The organism is Ruegeria sp. G7, from assembly GCF_056535465.1.
In genome coordinates this window covers 2,327,072-2,345,049 of record NZ_JBQFIL010000001.1, presented here as the reverse complement: position 1 = coordinate 2,345,049, position 17,978 = coordinate 2,327,072, and the positions used below count along the sequence as shown (strand labels likewise).

The window sequence follows — 17,978 nt, the reverse complement described above, 5'->3', positions numbered from 1 at the left end:
GTCAGTCCACTGTGAATGTGAACTCGCCTTGCATCGCGTGCCCATCTGCTCCCAAGCCTCGCCATTTGATGCGATAGGTGCCTCCGCCCATGCTGTGAAGCGGGATCGCAAATGCGCGCCCAAAACTTGTCTGATCTCCTAGGTCGAGCGTGACGGTATGAGCCTCCTGATGGATCATGTTGACTTTTGTCAGGCGAACATCATCCGCGAAATCAAAGCTGATCTCAGAAGGCACTGCGGTAACTGTCGCGTCGTTTTTGGGTGTAGTGGTGTCCACGCTCGAATGGGCAAATGCGCTTGTGGCAAGTGTGGAAATCAATGCAAATATGGTGAGATTCTTCATTGGGGGTTCCTCAGTTTATTCCATTGGCGCGCTGGATTTCGCGGATGTAGTCGATGACCATAACCACGTCGCCACGTGTCAAGCCTTCGACCGGAGGCATGTCGCCAAACTGCCAGTGGTGACTTCTGACGCCCATTGCGACCGCGCGTTGGAAGGACTCGTCTGCATGATGGCTGGGTTCATAGATAATATGGATCAGCGGTGGCCCTGCGCCTTCTACGCCGACCGCGTCGCTGCCGTGGCACGCGGCGCACGCGTTTTCGAATATCCGCTGCCCGATAGCTGCATTTCCTTCAATGGGCGGCATCTGTATGGCCACCATTGCATTGCCCTCAGCAGGTGCCGCCTGCGCGGCGTCCTCAACTGGGGCGGGACTTAGCGTGACATACGCAGCGATGGCTGCCACGGCGCAAGTGCCGATCAATAGATATTTTCGGTTCATGTACTGGTCCTAACCTTGTGTAACAGAGCGGTGCCGCAAATAAATCGCAGCACACCAGAACGTGTTCACTGCCATGAACAGCGTCGGAGATCTGTTTCAAATGTTAGGTGGCCTGTCCGGGCTGCCGGGTTCATTGAGCGTTGAGAGGTTTGTAACCTGCCATGCCGATACGACCGCAGCTTGACAAATTTTGGTTTCGGAAGATGGTGCCGTGAGCGCGAGAACATTACACAGGAATGGATTGCATCCTTCGTGTGCTACGCTATCCGGCTGATGCTGCCCGTCTTCGCTAGGAGCGACCAGTCTGTGGTCAACATGTTTCGCCTCAACACTGATAGCCACATGATCATTACAATGCCCGCCAATGCAATCATTGCACAGCGCATACGCTGTGCTGCCAAGCCCAGCAAAAAGTATCAGGAACAGCATAAGCGCTGTTTTGGCTATTGGACGAACGTACTTCACGGGGCGAACCTACCCCGGATACTGACCCAACACAACGCGCGTGCCAATGGGCCGCGACACGCCCAATACTCCACTAGCAGGTGCGCAATTGAAAAAGCATAGGGCAGGAAACACTCCCGCATATTTTTCTTCCAGTTGAAGTAGATCGCAGAGCTGATCCAGCCTCCCAACACACTTCAGCAACCGCCTTGCCCTCTTCAACCTGCTTCAAAACAAACGCCTTCTGTGCGTCCTTAGGTCTCGCTGCTTTCACTACTTCCGTTCCTTCTCCCAGCCTGGAATTCGTCTCGGAAAACTCTATACACAAATCGACGGAAAACTTGATTTCAGAGCAGCCTGAACGAATGGCGGCGCGTTGCCACCCTATATGACAGATGCCCAACGGTATTTCTCTAGGCCATCGCTCTCGCTGCAAAAGTCCTATTGTGGCTGTGAATTAATGAGACCGGAGCCCAACTTCGTCGCGATCACCAAGACAGTTCGGTTAGCTCAGAACTTTCCGACATAACCGTACAGTAGCCGCGCTTTTTGTATAGCTTATCTCTCTAATTCAAATACGTATTGAACCAGGCAATGGTCCGATCCCAAGCCAGATTTGCCATCTCTTCATCATAACGTGGCGTACTGTCATTGTGGAAACCGTGATTGGCGTTTTCGTAGATGTAAGCTTCGTAGATCTTGTCATTGGCCTGCAATGCGGCCTCGAACGCTGGCCAACCTGCGTTGATGCGATCATCAAGCTCTCCCATTTGGATAAGCAGCGGAGCCTGGATTTTCGCAACATCCTCGGCTGCTGGCTGCCGTCCGTAGAAAGGTACTCCTGCGGCCAGCTCCGGGTAGGCCACGGCAATCGCACTTACAACGCCACCGCCGTAACAGAAACCGACCGCGCCGACCTTGCCAGTGCTGTCTTCACGGTTCAGCAAGTACTCAAAACCGTTGAAGAAGTCATTCATCAACTCGACCCGGTCCACCGTCTTTTGCAGCTCGCGCCCATCCGCGTCATTGCCGGGATACCCGCCCACTGACGTCAGACCGTCCGGGGCCAATGCCATAAAGCCAGCTTTGGCCAACCTGCGCGCAACATCTTCGATATATGGGTTAAGTCCACGGTTTTCGTGGATCACAAGGACTGCGGGCAATGGGTCATCCACCCCGGCCGGTCGGACAAGATAGCCACGCACGTCGCCAGTTCCATTTGGCGAAGGATAGGTGATGTAGTCGGCATGGATGTCAGGATCATTGAACGAGACCTGCTGCGCCATCGCATAGTTGGGGCTGAGCATATTCAGCAGCGCGACCGCCGTCACGCCACCAACCGCAAATTTTCCGGCGCGATCCAGAAACTCTCGCTTGGTAATTTTGCCATGGGCGTAGAAATCATAAAGGTCCAACAATTCCTGGTCGAAGTCTTTTGCCGTCATTCGGGTCATAGCGGATCTCCTGATAAGACTGGTCTTTCAAATGCTGGGCTGCTGCCATCCGACTGATGGAACGCGATCCGTCGCAGAATTCGGCGACGCGTTGCATGGCGCACTATCTCACGGCAAAGCCTAAGTTTCGACCTCCCAGATTGGGAGGTCGAGTGGTTGATCAGTTCTGTTTAATTCACTGATGTCGGAAAACCGGCTTGTCCTTGGTTAACGTCGCCATAGTCAAAGTATTTGGCGTTGTTGTTTTGGAATTCCCAAGCGGCGTCCAACCAGCGGCGCACTGAAGTGTCGCCGTTTGCCTCGGCTTTTTCGGCCACCTTGTTTAACGCATCCGGCATTGCGGCGCGCAGCTCATCCAAAAGGCCTTGGGGCCATGTGAGGTGCTTAACTCCGGCCTGTTCCAGACGTTCGATCGCCTTGCCTTGGATGCTGAGCCGTTCTGCCTGCGTATCAAGAATGGCTGCCTTTGCCACGGCTTTGATCAATGTGCGCTCATGGGCTGGGACGCTTTCCCAAAAGCCCTTGTTCACCACCAGCTCGACCGTCAGCGTTGGCTGATGCCACGACCCGGAATATTTGAAAGGCAGGCCAACATCAGAAAGGTTGGCTTCGGCGTCAGTTTTTCCCTGCTGCCCGGATATGAGTTTCAGGAACTGAATGTCATCTGCGGGCATGTTCAGCTCGAACGCATCAATGTTTCCGTTCTGGAACATGGTGTGCGGGATCACACCCGGAGCGAAACCGCCAAAGGTAAGGGCTTCGGGCTCGAACTGAATAGGATTGTCAGGGTTTGTCGCGGGATCACACACCGCTGATGCATCCTCGCACCGAGTCTGGCGGCCTATGTTCGGCGTCGTGACGCCCAGTTTGGCGCAAGCTTCGGTCATGACCGCAGCAGCAGAGTCGGGCCAGCGGACGATCATAGGAGTTTCACAGATTTTCAGCAGCGCGTCTGCGTTGCTCAGATTTGCATCTGTATCCGGGTCGGGCAATGGATTGGGGAAAAAGCCGGGGCCCTGAGCGGTCGTGATCGCGACCGGTATCGTGACGACATTTCCATCGAAGGTTTCGTCGTAGATCTGCTGCTGCAGCTCTAAGCCACCACCATAGAACAGGAACGAGGCGTACTCGTCAGGAGCCATGCCAAATGGCAAACCGCCGGACAACATTTCACCAAACGCCAAACCGGATTCAGCCGGAATGGCCAAAGCGGCGTTGATACCCCCTCCGTCAGCCCCAGCCGCAACCGCATTGTACAGGTTACCCATAGCTTTTCGGTCGATCAGCTGCGGTTTGACATTGTGTTCGTCAAACGGATTGACTTTGCCCGAGGCGTGAACCTGAAAAGTGATCCCAAAAGGTTCCAGAATTTCATTCGCCTTCAAGACAAAGGCATTTCCGGGCCCGCCGATTGGGTGCGCCCCGCCCGGCGCGGCATCCGTGAATTGCAACGGTGCGTATCTTGATTGAACGTGGAACGTTGTTTCAGCAATGGCCTGTGAGGCAAGTACAGTCGTCGCGGCCGTTATCAGCGCAAGCGGTTGGCTGGACTTCAGTTTCATTGTTTTCCTCCCGTTTTCGTAAACCTGAATGTCCAACCATGAAATCTTCGTCGGGCTTTGCGTTTTATCCGCTTCGATCAAACCCGCGACACCGAAACGGTGACGCCGACAAAACAGCGTTGACGAAAGGCATTCATCCGCAAACGAATGTCGCAATTCATCTATATCCCCGCGTTAGTTCAACGCGGGATCAAGACAGCGAAGAAGGCTGAAAATCTGGACAGGACTAAGGTGTACTCGGCGCTGAATATCATTTTTTGAATGGCTGCTCAATCTTATTTTTGAATGATCGCTCAAAAATATTTAACGAGCTTCTTGCCTGTCAGAAAGCCAACTCAGGATAATGGCGCATGGAGTGGGCGCAGTTGGCGAGATTCTTTATGCTATCCAAGAGTCTCGTTGTGGACTTGCTTCCTATCAAACCCTCCGGCCTTCAATGGGATGTAAACGCTGTGCGCGCTTCGCGCTATTAGCGAATAATTGTAAGTGGGGAGAAGCTGACTTTCGCCGCACGCGCAAACGCTTTCGGTCATGTCTCCTAGAGCGGACTTTGGATGCGGAGTTAACCGGCTGTTGGCGGATGAGGTCAAATCGCAAGCGCTCCTGATAGAGAAACTAAAGCATCAACTGACCGGCCAGAACCGCCACAGATTTGGTTTGCATTCCGAGAGCCAGGACCAGCTCAATCTGACCTTCGAGGAAGGTGAGGAGATTGGCGACTCGGCACCGGAACAGGTCAATGCGAGTTTAACTCCCCATATAGATGCAACTGGTTCGAGAAAAAAATCTCGATGTTTGCAATCCGCGCGCCGGATTAGTGCAAGTCGCAACACATATGTGATCCGGTTGCAAGGGACAGAGCCAACCGTGTGAGAAAGCGTTCCGGGCGTTATGTCATATCAAGCAGAAACGCAATGATCAGGATGTATATCTCAATTTTGCAACATCTGCGATCCGCATTGGTTACATGGTTGGTCTTTGGGCCTTAGAGCGTGGATTATGAACCCATGAATTCGGCAAAGAAACTCTGTTTTGTCTCGCGAAAATGGCCTCCTGCAATGGGTGGAATGGAAACATACTCCAAAAGGCTGTCAGACGAGTTGGATGGTGTCACGACCATACGGCGACTCGTGTTGAAAGGTCACGCTGATGGATCCGTGCCCAGAGTTTCGGAGCTTATCGGTTTTGCAGCCACGACGGCTTTCAAGTTGATTTTCAGAAAAGGATCGTTTGACGTCATTCACGTTGCAGATATGGCAAGCTGGCCTTTGGCCTTGCTCGGGCGGCTTCGTTATCCACGCAGCCGTGTGGTAATTTCTGCGCACGGGACGGATGTGTCTTATCCGCGCCGGGGCGGCATCAAAGGCAGCGTATATGGTGGTTATTTGAAGCTGGGTGCGCGGCTACTCCGAAATGTGACGATAATCGCAAACTCAAAGGCTACGGCCAGATGCACGCAAAGCTACGGTTTCCACGACACGGTTGTGGTCCCGCTGGCGGCCGAAGTTGACAGTCCGCAACAAGCACGTCAGTCAGGCAGATCAATACTGTTTGCGGGGCGCCTGGTCCGTCGAAAAGGATGTGCCTGGTTTGTTCGGGAAGTGTTGCCGCACCTTCCCCCGCATATCACGCTAGATGTCGCAGGAACAATTTGGGATGACCAAGAGTTTTCAGCATTGAACACATCCAGGGTCAGGTATCTGGGGGTTCTGGATCAAAAAACACTATGGCAGGCTTACGCTGATGCGCTTTGTGTGGTTGTGCCAAACATCGATATTGAGAACGGAGAGTTCGAAGGATTTGGACTAGTTGCAACCGAGGCCGCTGCTGCTGGCGGAGTGGTATTGGCCTCACGGCATGCAGGGCTGCAGGACGCGGTTCTGGACGGACGCACCGGCTTTCTTTTACCGGTTGGAAAGCCAGCCGCATGGGTTCAAAAAATCGTCGAAATGTCAGGATGGTCGACTACGAAACGCCGCAACTTCATCGACTTTTCGCAAGCAAGCTGCGCTGATAAGTTTTCATGGAAAAGGGTTGCGCGTGATACCTTGGCTGTCTACGACTCCGAGCGTGACAGCGGTTTTCGTGGAGAGGTCATCGAATGACACGCCCACGATCTGGGATTGGTTTCAACCTTTTTTTGGCCAACAAGCGCCGAATTAGCTCTACGATAACAACGCTTAAGTCTCATCGTTTGCGTCCTTGGCTGCGCGCGGGTGGGCTATCGGTGCTCATCGGAGGGGCGGTTTGGTCGTACAGCAAACTTGGGCTTCATCTGTCCGAAATCTCTGGCTGGCTCTTGGTTTTGAACCTATTGGTTCTGTCCCCGCTGCTGCTTGTTTTGGCAGGCGTTTCGTTGATGGTGACGGCGAGAGTCCTGAATCTCAATATCCTTCTCTCAAAATCAATCGAGACTTCGGCAATGGCAAATGTCGCTGAGTTATTGCCCCTGCCTGGTGGTGCGTTTGTAAGAGGAGCCGCGCTTGTGCAGGCCGGTGCCGGAGTTAAACAAAGCGCAAGAATAGTTACATTGACTGCGATACTGACACTTTCAATGACGCTTGCGTTCTCAGCCTCTGCATGTGGATACCTTGGTGTTGGTCCTGGTTGGTGGTTTGCCGCCCTGGGTCTTGTGGGAATGATAACTTCGCTGCACTTGATCGCCCGCGAAACAGGACGACGAATGTTACTCGAACTGCTCGTCGTAAGGTTCGTCATTCTAGGATTGAGTACGTTCCGTTTGGCGGTAAGCTTTGCAACAATAGGAGTAGCTGCGTCATTCGGCCAGGCAGCTGTCTACACCGTCGCCACTTCACTCGGTTCGACAGTCGCAATAGTACCCGCAGGATTTGGGGTGAATGAACTGATTGCTGCCGCCCTTGCGACTCTGATTTCCGGCTCTCCGGCGGCCGCTTTTTTGGCGGTGGCGTTAAACCGTACTTTGGGGCTTATCGCGGGTGCCTTGGTAACATTTTCGGTGCCCTTGTTTCAACGCGTGAGACAATGACCAAGCAACTCGTCTTTATTGCTTCGGGCGGACGCACTGGAACGCAGTTCTTTGGCGATCTGCTTAGCGATGTTGTGTCGGATTGCTACTCTGAGCACGAGCCGGATATGTTTGCGGGATTCTCGAACCTTACATTGGAAAGAATCCACCAATTTGGATTCTGGCAAATGACGGGTGGGCGACTGCTTGGCAAAACTGGTGTGCGCGTCCTCGGCCAGCGTCTCTTAGAAAATCGGATTAGTACACAGCAGTGTGCGCGACGGATCAGATCCATTCGCGAGACATACCACTCGAGTATCCCACAGGCGCTTGTGATTGAAAGCTACTATGCGTGGTGGAGTCTGTCCGAACATATCAACGAAATCTGGCCAGGCGCCAAGATTGCCGGAGTGATTCGTGATCCGAGACATTGGATTGGTTCATGGCAACGGCATTCCTCAAAACGAAGAAATGGGGCGATCACAGAACTTTTGCCCCCCGGAAAGCTAACACCGGCTAAGCTTGGTGACTCGGATGCCGCCCAAATTTGGCCGACGCTCGATCAGGTCGGACGTTTGGCTTGGGAATGGGCACTGATATGTCGAACACTTGATCGTGCGGCGGCAATAAACTCAAACGTGAAAGTGTTTCGATTTGAGGACTTGTTCTCCGAAGACCAGACAGAACTAAATCGGTTTGTTTCCTTTGTCTCTCAGCATAAGGAAGGCCCTGCACACAAAATTGGTGATTTGAAATCAATTGTGGGCAAAGTGAGAAACTCTTCACACGGTTCTGCGGGAGATTGGCGCCAATGGAACGATGCTCAAGTTTCGGCGGTTTCTCATTTCTGTAGTTCCAAAATGAAGCAGCACGGGTATGCATCTGATCCTGAGTGGTTGATGAGAGTAAAAACTGCAACCGGTTCGAAATGAGTTCCTCGGCTGCTAATTTGTCCCACTATCTGCTACAAAGGCTTCAGTGCGGCCTCATTGCAGCCGTAATCCGCTCTTATTTCGACTTCAGGTGAGAGTATGTAGATCAGCCCGATGAAGCTTGTAATTCAGATTCCCTGCTACAATGAAGAAGAAACTCTTCCAGCGACACTCGCCGAGTTACCGCGTGATGTACCGGGGTTCGATAAAGTTGAGTGGCTCATCATTGATGATGGTTCAACAGATGGAACTGTTGACGTAGCTCGAAAGATGGGAGTGGATTACATTGTTCAGCAATCTCACAATCAAGGACTAGCCGCCGCCTTTATGACGGGAATCGACGCGGCTCTTAGGGTTGGTGCCGACGTCATTGTTAATACGGATGGTGATAACCAATACGATGCCTCATGTATCCCAGATATCACTGCTCCTATTCTTGCGCGCAAGGCTCAAATTGTTGTTGGGGCGCGACCAATCTCGGAAATCCAGCACTTTTCCATGGTCAAGCGCGTACTGCAAAAGCTGGGAAGCTGGGTCGTCCGCAAAGCCAGCGGAGCGGCAATTCAAGATGCCCCCAGTGGTTTTCGTGCAATTCACCGTGACGCAGCGATCCAACTTTATGTATTTGATCGATATACCTATACCCTTGAGACAGTTATACAGGCCGGCCGCCTTGGAATTCCCCTTCTATCGGTCCCGATCAAAGTTAACGATCCGACGCGTGAGTCACGCCTTATGCGCTCGGTTCCGCAGTATATCTTTCGCTCGACCAAGACGATTTTGCGTATAGCAGTCCTTTACAAACCATTTCGTTTCTTTTCCTGGCTGTCGTTGTTGATTATGCTGCCCGGTCTCGCATCGTTTCTCAGGTTTCTCTATTTTTTCGCAATAGGGCAGGGAAATGGCCATGTACAGTCGCTTGTCATTGGTGCCGCACTAATCGCGGCTGGTGTCGTATTTTTTATTGCCGGATTACTGGCCGATCTGATTGCTGCCAACAGGGTGTTGTCAGCTGACATTCGAAGCCGACTGTTGAAGGCCGAACTTGAGCGGAGCAGACAGCAGTGAACACCACTCTGAATTGGCTTAGTTTTTATATACTGTTTGGCATCAGCTTGTTTCTAATCCTCTTGGGCGTTTTGGCATCCGACGGGTTCTTCATTTTAGACGAGTTTATCTATTTTTCTGCAGCTCAATCGCTTCGAGACACAGGAAGTTTCGCTGTTTCTAACGGTTTTGAACAATTCGGGTCCGATGACCTTCGCCTTTGGTTGTTGGTCGAGGGTCCAGTGGGCCTTGTGTCGCAATATCCAATCGGCACAACGTTAGCCGGCGCTTCATTGCTTGGCGTTTTCGGGCAGAAGTCTCTGATCGCATTGAATGTGCTGGCCGGAATAGGGACGTTAATCTTCACGTTTGCACTCGCCAGGCGTTTGTTTCCCGGAAAAGTTGTGGGTGAACTTGCGGTAGTGTTGCTAACCTTCTGCACGTTCTGGGTAGAATACGTGGTGGGGCATTGGCCGCACTCGATCAGCATGATGACAGTGACCGCGGCTGTCTATTTCTTTGTTGCCGCCCTGGATCAGGAAAAAGGAGTAAATTTACACGCCATTGCGGCAGGCGCTTTAGTCGGATTTGGTGTGCTGTTTCGTTTGGAAGGCGTTCTCTTACTTCCCGGTATAGTAGCCTTGACCGTCTTATATGCGAAATCGCCTGTTAAGGTCTTAGCTTCGGGCATGATCGGGCTTGCACCCTTTGCGGTTCTGATGACCTGGTCAAACCTCATCCGTTTTGGCAGCCTCACGCCACTGTCTTATGGTTCGGCGGGTGGTGGGACAGACCTGGCCAGCTATTTTCCGCTGGGTGTTTTTATGAGCCTTGCGTTTGCGGGGCTTGTGGGGCTTCGTATCAAAGGCAGTTTTCGATCCTCCTCAATGTTGTGGGTCGGAGTATCTGCATTTGCCTTGGCCAGCATAGTCTTGTCGTCCCAGCTATTGGCCCTGGTCATAAAGTTGATCGAGGGGGTTCAGTCTCTCCTGATCGATGCCACTCGGCTGTCTGATCCAAGGAGCGGCGTTCAATCTGACCTAAACGGTACGTTGTCATTTTGGGGTTTACCCAAAAAAGCGCTAGGTCAAAGCCTGCCTTGGTTAGGCTGTCTGGCGCTGCTCGTCGGCTATCGATGGAAACAACAGCGGCGTAGCATTTTGATATTGCTAACAATTTGCACAATTTGGGCATTGCCATTTCTGTTGCGCAGTTGGCATGGTGGTCTCGGCTTGAATATGCGGTATTTTTTGCCGCTCCTTCCGCTACTGGCAGCCCTGTCCGCCTTTCTCATCGCGCATTGGGTTGAGCGGTTTGGCAACTTTTGGCTCATCACCGGGGCAGTTTTGGGTCTGTTTTTTTCGGTATTGTGGCACGCAGGTTCTTTCGGCAGCGTCGCAGTGTTTCACCAGATAACGACGACAAAACTGCTAACTTTGATCGGCCTCCTTTCACTCTTAGGCGGATTCTTTTCGCACCGCTCCTTCTCTGGTTTAGTGTTGTCAGCAGTCGGATTCGGCATGGGTGTCGCGATGTTACTTGCGTTCCAAGATTGGACGCTCTCGCAGCATCGTCGGGCAGAGATGGCATCCATGTCAGAAAAATCGATGTCTCTTGAAGGAAACTTTGTGATTTATGCGCCTCCCGAAGCTCATTCTCATGCGTTACAAAACCCTGATCATTTATTGGCTTTACCCGACCGTGTTTCTGACAACTTCGATGCTGAATTTATCAAGTCGGCCTGCACACAAGGTTACCGGGTATTGATTTCGCCAAATTTGCTATCCTCAAGCAATTCTCAAATGCTCTTACCAACAAAAACCGCAAGCCAGCAGATTGATGGTATCACTGGGCTTGCTCAGGCGAATTGCGCTTCGATGCCTGCCCAACTGGCGGTCGAATAACCGCGAATGGTGCGATTGCGGCTAGTCCAGCGCAGCCCTTGTTGAGATGATCTCTGGATCTGAACTGAGGCACATGAAGGTTTTTGCCATTCACCTTCACGAAAAGCTCATCCACGTGCCACTTCCATTTCGAAAATGCGCGCAATTGTTGCACCGGCTTTCGCCTGATTTCAGAAGCGAACTTCGGGCCAAACCTATTCCACCAATAGCGGACGGTTTCGTGGCTCACGTCGCTGCCTCGCTCGTGTAGCAGGTCTTCGACATTCCGCAGCAAAAAAACGGAAAATGGATGTACAGCATCACTGCAAGGCGGATGAACTCGGGGCTGGTTTTGAAGTACGTGAAGGAGGCGAGCTTAGTTATTCCTAAATGCTATGCAACCGCCCTGCCCCACTAAAGCAGTTATTCTGACAAAACCTACATTTTGAAGATAATTTCGGGTTTCGCGCTCTATGGATCGCCGATAAATTTTAGTCCTACGTTCAGGTGGCTAAGCACTACCTGATGCGAATTCCGTTAGGTTGAGAACGAAAATTACTATAAGAATAACCATCGCCCAAAGTATGAAACAGACCATCGATCCAGCGAACCCTATTAAAATAATAGATGGTTCGTTCGAGCTTCTTGGTCGTCCGTTTAACTGAGAATACTTAATTTCTGCACGTCTGTTGACCAGAAAGGAAAAACTCCCAATTCCATAGGCATTCAGCAGGAGCGTCTTTCGTGAGGGGGCAACTCCTCTGGTGCGCTCATAGTATTCAACAAATTCATCTCTGAAGTTAAGTGATGGGAATAGATAAACGAGGATCAGATTAGCAATCGGTGCAGTCACAATAAAAAGGGTCATGTACCCGAATACAAACACGAGAATATAGGTCATTGGGCTCTATTATTTCCTTAAGGTCAGGAATGACCGTGTTTTCGGGCTATTCAAACGCTCACAAAAAGCTTTTAAATAGATGCTCTTGCTGCCGCAAGTGGTTGCACCAAACAACCAGTTGCGGCTTTGCATATGATTTGCCGATAAGAGGCGCTGGCCGAAGTATGATTTAGACTGGCATAGAATATAGATTTTGTTAGTAATTTTCTTGTTCATGGGTTCGAAGCATGTTGGAGCAACCGCTGACCAATTCACTGTCTGGACACTTCTCAGCCCGGGTCTAGTCTATTAACCATCAGGCCTACCGAAGGCAAAAATAATTCAGTTATCCTAAGATCTCAGTTGGTGAATAAAAAGGGACCAAATCCATCGCGCTGCAGGACAGAATAAGAGGCTCTGTAGTGGCCAATCAAGAAGCAGCCGATTTCCTTACATATATCTATCATTGGGCGCCAACGGGATTCATGTTTGAGAAGTCTAAGTTTATTGGTCAGGAGGGGTATTCCTTTTTACAAACGGTGCTCAGAAACACTCAGAGCGTTTTCTCCCAATATGGTTCTTCAATCATGCAGTGGTCGATCTACTCAGTGCGTTAGAACCTGTTCCAGGAAATTCCGCGTCCGTTCGTTTTTGGGACTGTCGAAAAAGCTTTCTGGGTCATCCTCTTCGATGATCTCACCAGCGTCCATGAAGATCACCCGATCCGCCACTTTGCGGGCAAACCCCATCTCATGGGTGACGCAAATCATAGTCATGCCTTCCTCGGCAAGCGTCACCATAACATCCAGAACCTCGCCGATCATCTCGGGGTCCAGCGCCGAGGTCGGCTCGTCGAACAGCAGAATATCGGGCTTCATGCACAGCGCCCTTGCGATGGCGACCCGCTGTTGCTGACCGCCCGAAAGCTGACCGGGGTATTTCGGTGCCTGATTGGCGATCTGCACCTTTTCCAGATACGTCATCGCAGTCTCTTCCGCTTCAGCCTGAGAGATCTTGCGTGCCAGCATCGGGGCCAGGGTGCAGTTCTCAAGGATCGTCATGTGGGGAAACAGATTGAAGTGCTGAAACACCATGCCAACATCCTGCCGCAGCTTGTCGATATTGGGATCTTCTGCGCTTATGGCGTGGCCATTGATCTCAATCAGACCGGACTGATGTTCCTCGAGCTGGTTGATCGTGCGGATCATGGTCGACTTGCCAGAGCCCGAAGGACCGCAGACAACAATTTTTTCACCCTTGCTTACGGTCAGATTGACGTTCTTTAGAGCGTGGAAACTGCCGTAGTACTTTTCCACGTGGCTGAGTCTGACGGCCGGAACTTCGGACATGGGCGCTCTCCCCTTCAGGTTTTTATGGCAGCAGTAACGATGATCTCGACTTTCAGTACAACCCGCGCCAATCGGGCTTCGCCACAGGCGCGGGCGGGCGCATGGCCCTCGGGGACCCAGGCATCCCAGACGGCGTTCATTTCGGCGAAATCCGCCATATCGCGCAGCCAGACAATGGCTTGCAAAATATGCTCACGGTCAGAGCCCGCCTTGGTCAGCAGGGCATCAATGCGCGAGAGACAGTCTTGCGTTTGCGCGGTTACGCTGTCACCGGCTCCGACCTGACCACACAGGTAAACAACACCGTTATGTTTGACGATCTTCGACATCCTTGTGCCGGTATGCAGGCGTTCGATCATGGCAGAAGTCCCCTGCCCTTCAGCGCATCGGATATCTCGTCCAAAATGGCGGGATCGTCGATGGCAGCGGGCATCTTGAATTCGGCACGATCGGCGATCTTCTGCATCGTGCCGCGTAGCACCTTGCCCGAGCGTGTCTTGGGCAGGCGTTTGACCGGGATGGCCGTTTTGAAAGCGGCCACGGCTCCGATTTGCTCTCGCATCAGCGCGATCAGCTCTTTTTCCAGCTCTGGCGCCTCGCGATTCGCACCATCGTTGGTCACATAAAAACCCAGCGGCAGTTGACCTTTCACCGCATCCGCCGCGCCGACCACGGCACATTCGGCGATGTCGGGATGCGCCCCGATTACCTCCTCCATCGCGCCGGTGGACAGGCGATGACCGGCCACGTTGATGATGTCATCCGTGCGGGCCATGATGAAGACATAGCCGTCCTCATCAATGATCCCGGCATCAGATGTGGCGTAGAAACCGGGGAACTCATTCATGTACGAGGTCAGGAACCGCTCGGGCGCGTTCCATAAGGTCGGGAAACCCGAGGGCGGCAGCGGAAGCTTGCAAACGATGTTGCCCAGCGTGCCGGGTTCAACCTCGTGCCCTTCGTCGTCCAGAACGCGGATGTCGTATCCCGGCATCGGTTTGCCCGGCGAGCCGTATTTGACCGGGAACTGTCCCAGCCCGACCGGGTTGCCGGACATGGCCCAACCGGTTTCGGTCTGCCACCAATGGTCGATCACCGGGCGCTGCAGTTTTTCCTCAGCCCATTGGATCGTTGCGGGGTCCGAGCGTTCGCCCGCCAGAAACAGCGCGCGGAACTTGGACAGGTCATACTGGTCGATCAACTGGCCCTTGGGGTCTTCTTTCTTGATCGCGCGGAACGCCGTGGGGGCCGTAAACAGCGCCGCGACCTGATGATCCTGAATAACCCGCCAGAAAGCGCCCGCATCGGGGGTGCCCACCGGCTTCCCCTCGTAAACCACGGTGGCGCAGCCATGCAGTAGCGGCCCGTAGCAGATGTAGGAATGCCCGACGACCCAGCCCACATCGGAGGCGGCCCAGAACACCTCACCGGGGTTAATTCCGTAATGGTTTTCCATCGTCCATTTCAGCGCCACCATGTGCCCGCCATTGTCACGCACAACGCCTTTCGGCTGGGCGGTGGTGCCAGAGGTGTAGAGGATATAGAGCGGATCGGTCGCCGCGACCGGCACGCATTCTGTCGTCTCTCCTGCCGCCTTTGCCGCACCGATCAGTTCGGCATAGTCCAGATCGCGGCCCGGGATCAGTTCGGCCCGTTCCATATCGCGTTGCAGGATCAGGCAATGCTCGGGCTTTGACGTGGCTTCCTCAATGGCCGCGTCCAACAGGGGTTTGTAATGTACGATCCGTCCGGGCTCGATCCCGTAGGAGGCTGAGATGATCATCCGGGGTTCGGCATCATTGATCCGCGTTGCCAGCTCATGTGGCGCAAAACCGCCAAACACAACCGAATGTATCGCCCCCAGACGAGCGCAGGCCAACATCGCGAACACCGCCTGCGGCACCATTGGCATGTAGATGACAACGCGGTCGCCCTTGCCAACGCCATGTGTGCGCATGACCGAGGCGAGCGCGCCGACTTCCGCCTGCAACTCCGCAAAGCTGAAGGTCTGGGCCGTGTCGGTGACCGGGCTGTCATAGATCAGCGCGGTGCGGTTGCCATGCCCGGCATCGACATGACGGTCGACACAGTTCCAGCAGGTGTTGCATGTGGCGCCCGCGAACCAGCGACCATAAACGCCCATGTCGGGATCGAACACCTTATCGGCTGGTTTGAACCAGTCTATCTGTTCAGCGGCCTTGCCCCAGAACGCCTCGGGCTCCGCTTGCCAGCTTTCATATGCCTCTGCGTAACTCATGACATCACGTAGTTCAGGCCAAGGCGGCCGCCATCGACATAGATCGTTTCACCGGTGACATAGCTGGCCTTTTTCGAGCACAGGAACGCCACCACATCCCCGATTTCCCGCGCCGTGCCCGCGCGGCCCATCGGCGTGCGCGACATCGCCATCTTATAGGCTTCGGGGTTGGCATTCACACCCGCCATCATCTCGGTATCAATCGAGCCGGGGCCGACCGCGTTCACACGGATGTTCTTCGGAGCCAGCGCCAGTGCTGCAACCTTGGTCAGTTGCATGACCCCACCTTTCGAGGCGCAATAGGCCGGGATCGCCGGGATCGCGACCTGCGCATTAACCGAAGACATGTTTACGATCGCGCCTTCTATGCCGTTATCAACCATGCTGGCCGCCACCCGTTGCATTGCCACAAAAACACCCCGCAGATTGATGTCCATCACACGGTCAAAGGCGGCGAGATCATAGTCCAGAAAATTCCCCGGCATCGCGACGCCCGCATTGTTTACCAGCGCCGAGACCGGGCCGTGATCAGCCTCAATCCTGTCAAACATCGCGCCGATGGCATCCACGTCGCCCATGTCACAAACCATTCCGACCCCCCCAACGGTGGCGGCGGCCTTGTGCACGCTGTCTTGAATGTCGACCAGAATGACCTTGTAGCCATCCTCGCTCAGCGCCTCGGCGCAGGCCAGTCCAATGCCCTGCGCAGCACCTGTCACAACTGCAATCGGAGTGTCAGCCATCTGCGTTTACCCTTCGAACCCATAGTCATTCTTTGCCTGTTCGGCGGTGATGAACCCGGCGGCCAGATCACCGGCCACGGCGTCACGATCCCTGTGTTCGGGCGCGCCATAACCGCCGCCGCCCGGCAGGCTGAGCCTCAGCCGCTGGCCGTTCCTGATCAGTTGCCGACCCTTGGCGCGCAGTTGTGTGCCGTCGGACAGCTCGACAGCACCGGCGCCACCGGCCAGCCCGCCATTGCGCCCGCGCGCGGGGTTTTCCACCCGGTCGAACATAGCGTTGAAGTAAAAATCGTACCCCGCACGCGGTTCGATCTCGATGGTCTGGCCCAGACCGCCACGCAGGGCCCCGGCCCCGCCCGAGCCTTCGCGCAGGTCCTTGCGCCAGACGGTGATTGGGCCTACATGCTCGGTCGCCTCAACGCTCATGGTCGATACGCCCGAGGGGAAAGCCGTGGCGTTTAGCCCGTCAAATTCGGGGCGCGCACCTGTGCCGCCCGAGTTGAACATTAGCACCTCACGGTTCGGTAGCCCGCTTTCGGGGTCGGATGCCCGCGCTGAAATCTGAATGTTCCAGAGCGCACTTGCCCCCTCGGCCGGAACAGTATCAGGCAGCGCCTTGTGCAGCGCACCCAGCACCACGTCTGGGACCAGATGACCCATCACATGGCGCACTGAAACCGGTGCGGGGCGTTTGGCCGCAAGGATGCAGCCTTCGGGGGCGGTGATCCGATAAGGTTCAAGCGAGCCGGTATTGTTTGGGACGTCCGGCGCAATCGCGCATTTCAGCGCGTAGCAGGCATAGGCGCGGGTATAGACCTCGGGGCAGTTCACGCCAAACCGGCTCATACCCGATGTGCCCGAGAAATCCGCCAGCAGCTGATCGCCATCGACGCTTAGGGTCACCTCCATGTGCACCGGGGCGTCATATCCATCGACCTGCATGGTCTCGTGATAAGTGCCCGAGGGGACCTTTGCGATGGCTTCCAAAGTCGCCTTGCGGCTGGTCTCGATGACGAACTCCGACAGGGATTGCAGGTCGTCGATACCGAACTCATCCATCATTGCCTGAAGGCGGCGGTCACCCGCCTCGTTACAGGCGGCCAGCGAGTACATGTCACCCACGGTCTGATCCGGGGTCCGCACATTGGCGCGGATTAACTCGATCAGCAGGGGCTGTACCTGACCGCGCTCAGCGAATTTGGTGATCGGGATCAGTAGGCCCTCTTCGAATACCTCATTGCCATCCGGGCCAAAGCCGCGCCCGCCGATATCCACCACATGCGCGGTGCAGGCGAAGTAGCCGATATGCGCGCCCTTGCGGAACACGGGCGTGACGACGGTGATGTCGTGCAGGTGCCCTGTGCCCAGCCAGGGATCGTTGGTGATGAACACATCTCCGTCGAACGTGTTCTGCGGCCCGATCTGCGTGGCGAAATGGGTGACGCTTTCGGCCATCGCGTTGACGTGACCCGGGGTGCCGGTCACGGCTTGGGCGATCATCCGCCCCTCGCGGTCAAAAAGACCCGCCGACAGGTCGCCCGCCTCGCGGACCGAGGTTGAAAAGGCCGTGCGGATCAGCGTTGTGGCCTGTTCCTCAACAACCGCGATCAGGCGGTTCCACATGATCTGATGATCAATATCTGACGTAGCCATGGC

General features: G+C 54.2%; 15 protein-coding genes and 2 pseudogenes. 6 read left to right on the top strand and 11 right to left on the bottom strand.

Features of this window, described 5'->3' with window-relative positions; translation table 11 throughout:
- Position 1 precedes the first annotated feature (1 nt).
- The 5 genes and pseudogenes from ACR3EN_RS11730 to ACR3EN_RS11710 all read right to left on the bottom strand — a co-directional run bounded on the left by ACR3EN_RS11730 (position 2) and on the right by ACR3EN_RS11710 (position 4,245).
- Positions 2 to 343, bottom strand: a complete 342-nt coding sequence (locus ACR3EN_RS11730; protein WP_480824994.1) for a copper resistance CopC family protein — start codon at positions 341 to 343, stop codon at positions 2 to 4.
- Positions 344 to 353: 10 nt separating this feature from the next.
- Positions 354 to 785 (bottom strand): c-type cytochrome, encoded by a 432-nt coding sequence (locus ACR3EN_RS11725; protein ID WP_480824996.1) that lies wholly within the window; start codon positions 783 to 785, stop codon positions 354 to 356.
- 570 nt (positions 786 to 1,355) lie between these two features.
- A pseudogene (locus ACR3EN_RS11720) lies at positions 1,356 to 1,503 on the bottom strand (transposase); the annotation flags it as partial.
- Between the two features lie 292 nt (positions 1,504 to 1,795).
- Positions 1,796 to 2,683 (bottom strand): YghX family hydrolase, encoded by an 888-nt coding sequence (gene yghX / locus ACR3EN_RS11715; RefSeq protein ID WP_480824998.1) that lies wholly within the window; start codon positions 2,681 to 2,683, stop codon positions 1,796 to 1,798.
- Positions 2,684 to 2,853: 170 nt separating this feature from the next.
- Positions 2,854 to 4,245: a hypothetical protein gene (locus ACR3EN_RS11710; RefSeq protein ID WP_480825000.1), complete on the bottom strand. Its 1,392-nt coding sequence runs from the start codon at positions 4,243 to 4,245 to the stop codon at positions 2,854 to 2,856.
- 573 nt (positions 4,246 to 4,818) lie between these two features.
- On the opposite strand from ACR3EN_RS11710, the gene ACR3EN_RS11705 reads away from it, so the two are divergent.
- The 6 genes from ACR3EN_RS11705 (at position 4,819) to ACR3EN_RS11680 (ending at position 11,114) form a co-directional block, all read left to right on the top strand.
- Complete coding sequence (locus tag ACR3EN_RS11705) at positions 4,819 to 5,118, top strand: IS66 family transposase (protein ID WP_480825002.1); 300 nt, start codon at positions 4,819 to 4,821, stop codon at positions 5,116 to 5,118.
- Positions 5,119 to 5,237: 119 nt separating this feature from the next.
- Complete coding sequence (locus ACR3EN_RS11700; RefSeq protein ID WP_480918417.1) at positions 5,238 to 6,350, top strand: glycosyltransferase family 4 protein; 1,113 nt, start codon at positions 5,238 to 5,240, stop codon at positions 6,348 to 6,350.
- Positions 6,347 to 7,252, top strand: a complete 906-nt coding sequence (locus ACR3EN_RS11695; RefSeq protein ID WP_480825006.1) for a hypothetical protein — start codon at positions 6,347 to 6,349, stop codon at positions 7,250 to 7,252. The genes ACR3EN_RS11700 and ACR3EN_RS11695 overlap by 4 nt, the downstream gene beginning before the upstream one ends.
- Complete coding sequence (locus tag ACR3EN_RS11690) at positions 7,249 to 8,163, top strand: hypothetical protein (protein WP_480825008.1); 915 nt, start codon at positions 7,249 to 7,251, stop codon at positions 8,161 to 8,163. Before ACR3EN_RS11695 ends, ACR3EN_RS11690 begins: the two co-directional genes overlap by 4 nt.
- Before the next feature lie 114 nt (positions 8,164 to 8,277).
- Positions 8,278 to 9,231: a glycosyltransferase family 2 protein gene (locus ACR3EN_RS11685; protein WP_480825010.1), complete on the top strand. Its 954-nt coding sequence runs from the start codon at positions 8,278 to 8,280 to the stop codon at positions 9,229 to 9,231.
- Entirely contained in the window at positions 9,228 to 11,114 is a 1,887-nt protein-coding gene (locus tag ACR3EN_RS11680; RefSeq protein WP_480825012.1) for an ArnT family glycosyltransferase, read from the top strand. Before ACR3EN_RS11685 ends, ACR3EN_RS11680 begins: the two co-directional genes overlap by 4 nt.
- Positions 11,115 to 11,160: 46 nt before the next feature.
- Here the strand turns inward: ACR3EN_RS11680 and ACR3EN_RS11675 are convergent.
- The 6 genes and pseudogenes from ACR3EN_RS11675 to ACR3EN_RS11650 all read right to left on the bottom strand — a co-directional run.
- Positions 11,161 to 11,477: pseudogene (locus tag ACR3EN_RS11675) on the bottom strand (IS6 family transposase); the annotation flags it as partial.
- A gap of 1,101 nt (positions 11,478 to 12,578) precedes the next feature.
- Complete coding sequence (locus ACR3EN_RS11670) at positions 12,579 to 13,322, bottom strand: amino acid ABC transporter ATP-binding protein (RefSeq protein WP_480825014.1); 744 nt, start codon at positions 13,320 to 13,322, stop codon at positions 12,579 to 12,581.
- Between the two features lie 14 nt (positions 13,323 to 13,336).
- A complete protein-coding gene (locus tag ACR3EN_RS11665) occupies positions 13,337 to 13,681 on the bottom strand; it encodes a RidA family protein (RefSeq protein ID WP_480825015.1) in 345 nt (114 codons plus the stop codon).
- The gene (locus tag ACR3EN_RS11660) at positions 13,678 to 15,579 is read right to left on the bottom strand and encodes a propionyl-CoA synthetase (RefSeq protein WP_480825017.1); all 1,902 of its coding nucleotides are present in this window, start codon (positions 15,577 to 15,579) and stop codon (positions 13,678 to 13,680) included. Before ACR3EN_RS11660 ends, ACR3EN_RS11665 begins: the two co-directional genes overlap by 4 nt.
- Positions 15,576 to 16,322, bottom strand: coding sequence for an SDR family NAD(P)-dependent oxidoreductase (locus ACR3EN_RS11655; RefSeq protein WP_480825019.1), 747 nt, complete (start codon positions 16,320 to 16,322; stop codon positions 15,576 to 15,578). The genes ACR3EN_RS11660 and ACR3EN_RS11655 overlap by 4 nt, the downstream gene beginning before the upstream one ends.
- 6 nt (positions 16,323 to 16,328) lie before the next feature.
- On the bottom strand, positions 16,329 to 17,975 hold the full coding sequence (locus ACR3EN_RS11650; RefSeq protein ID WP_480825021.1) for a hydantoinase B/oxoprolinase family protein: 1,647 nt from the start codon (positions 17,973 to 17,975) through the stop codon (positions 16,329 to 16,331).
- Between the last annotated feature and the right edge of the window lie 3 nt (positions 17,976 to 17,978).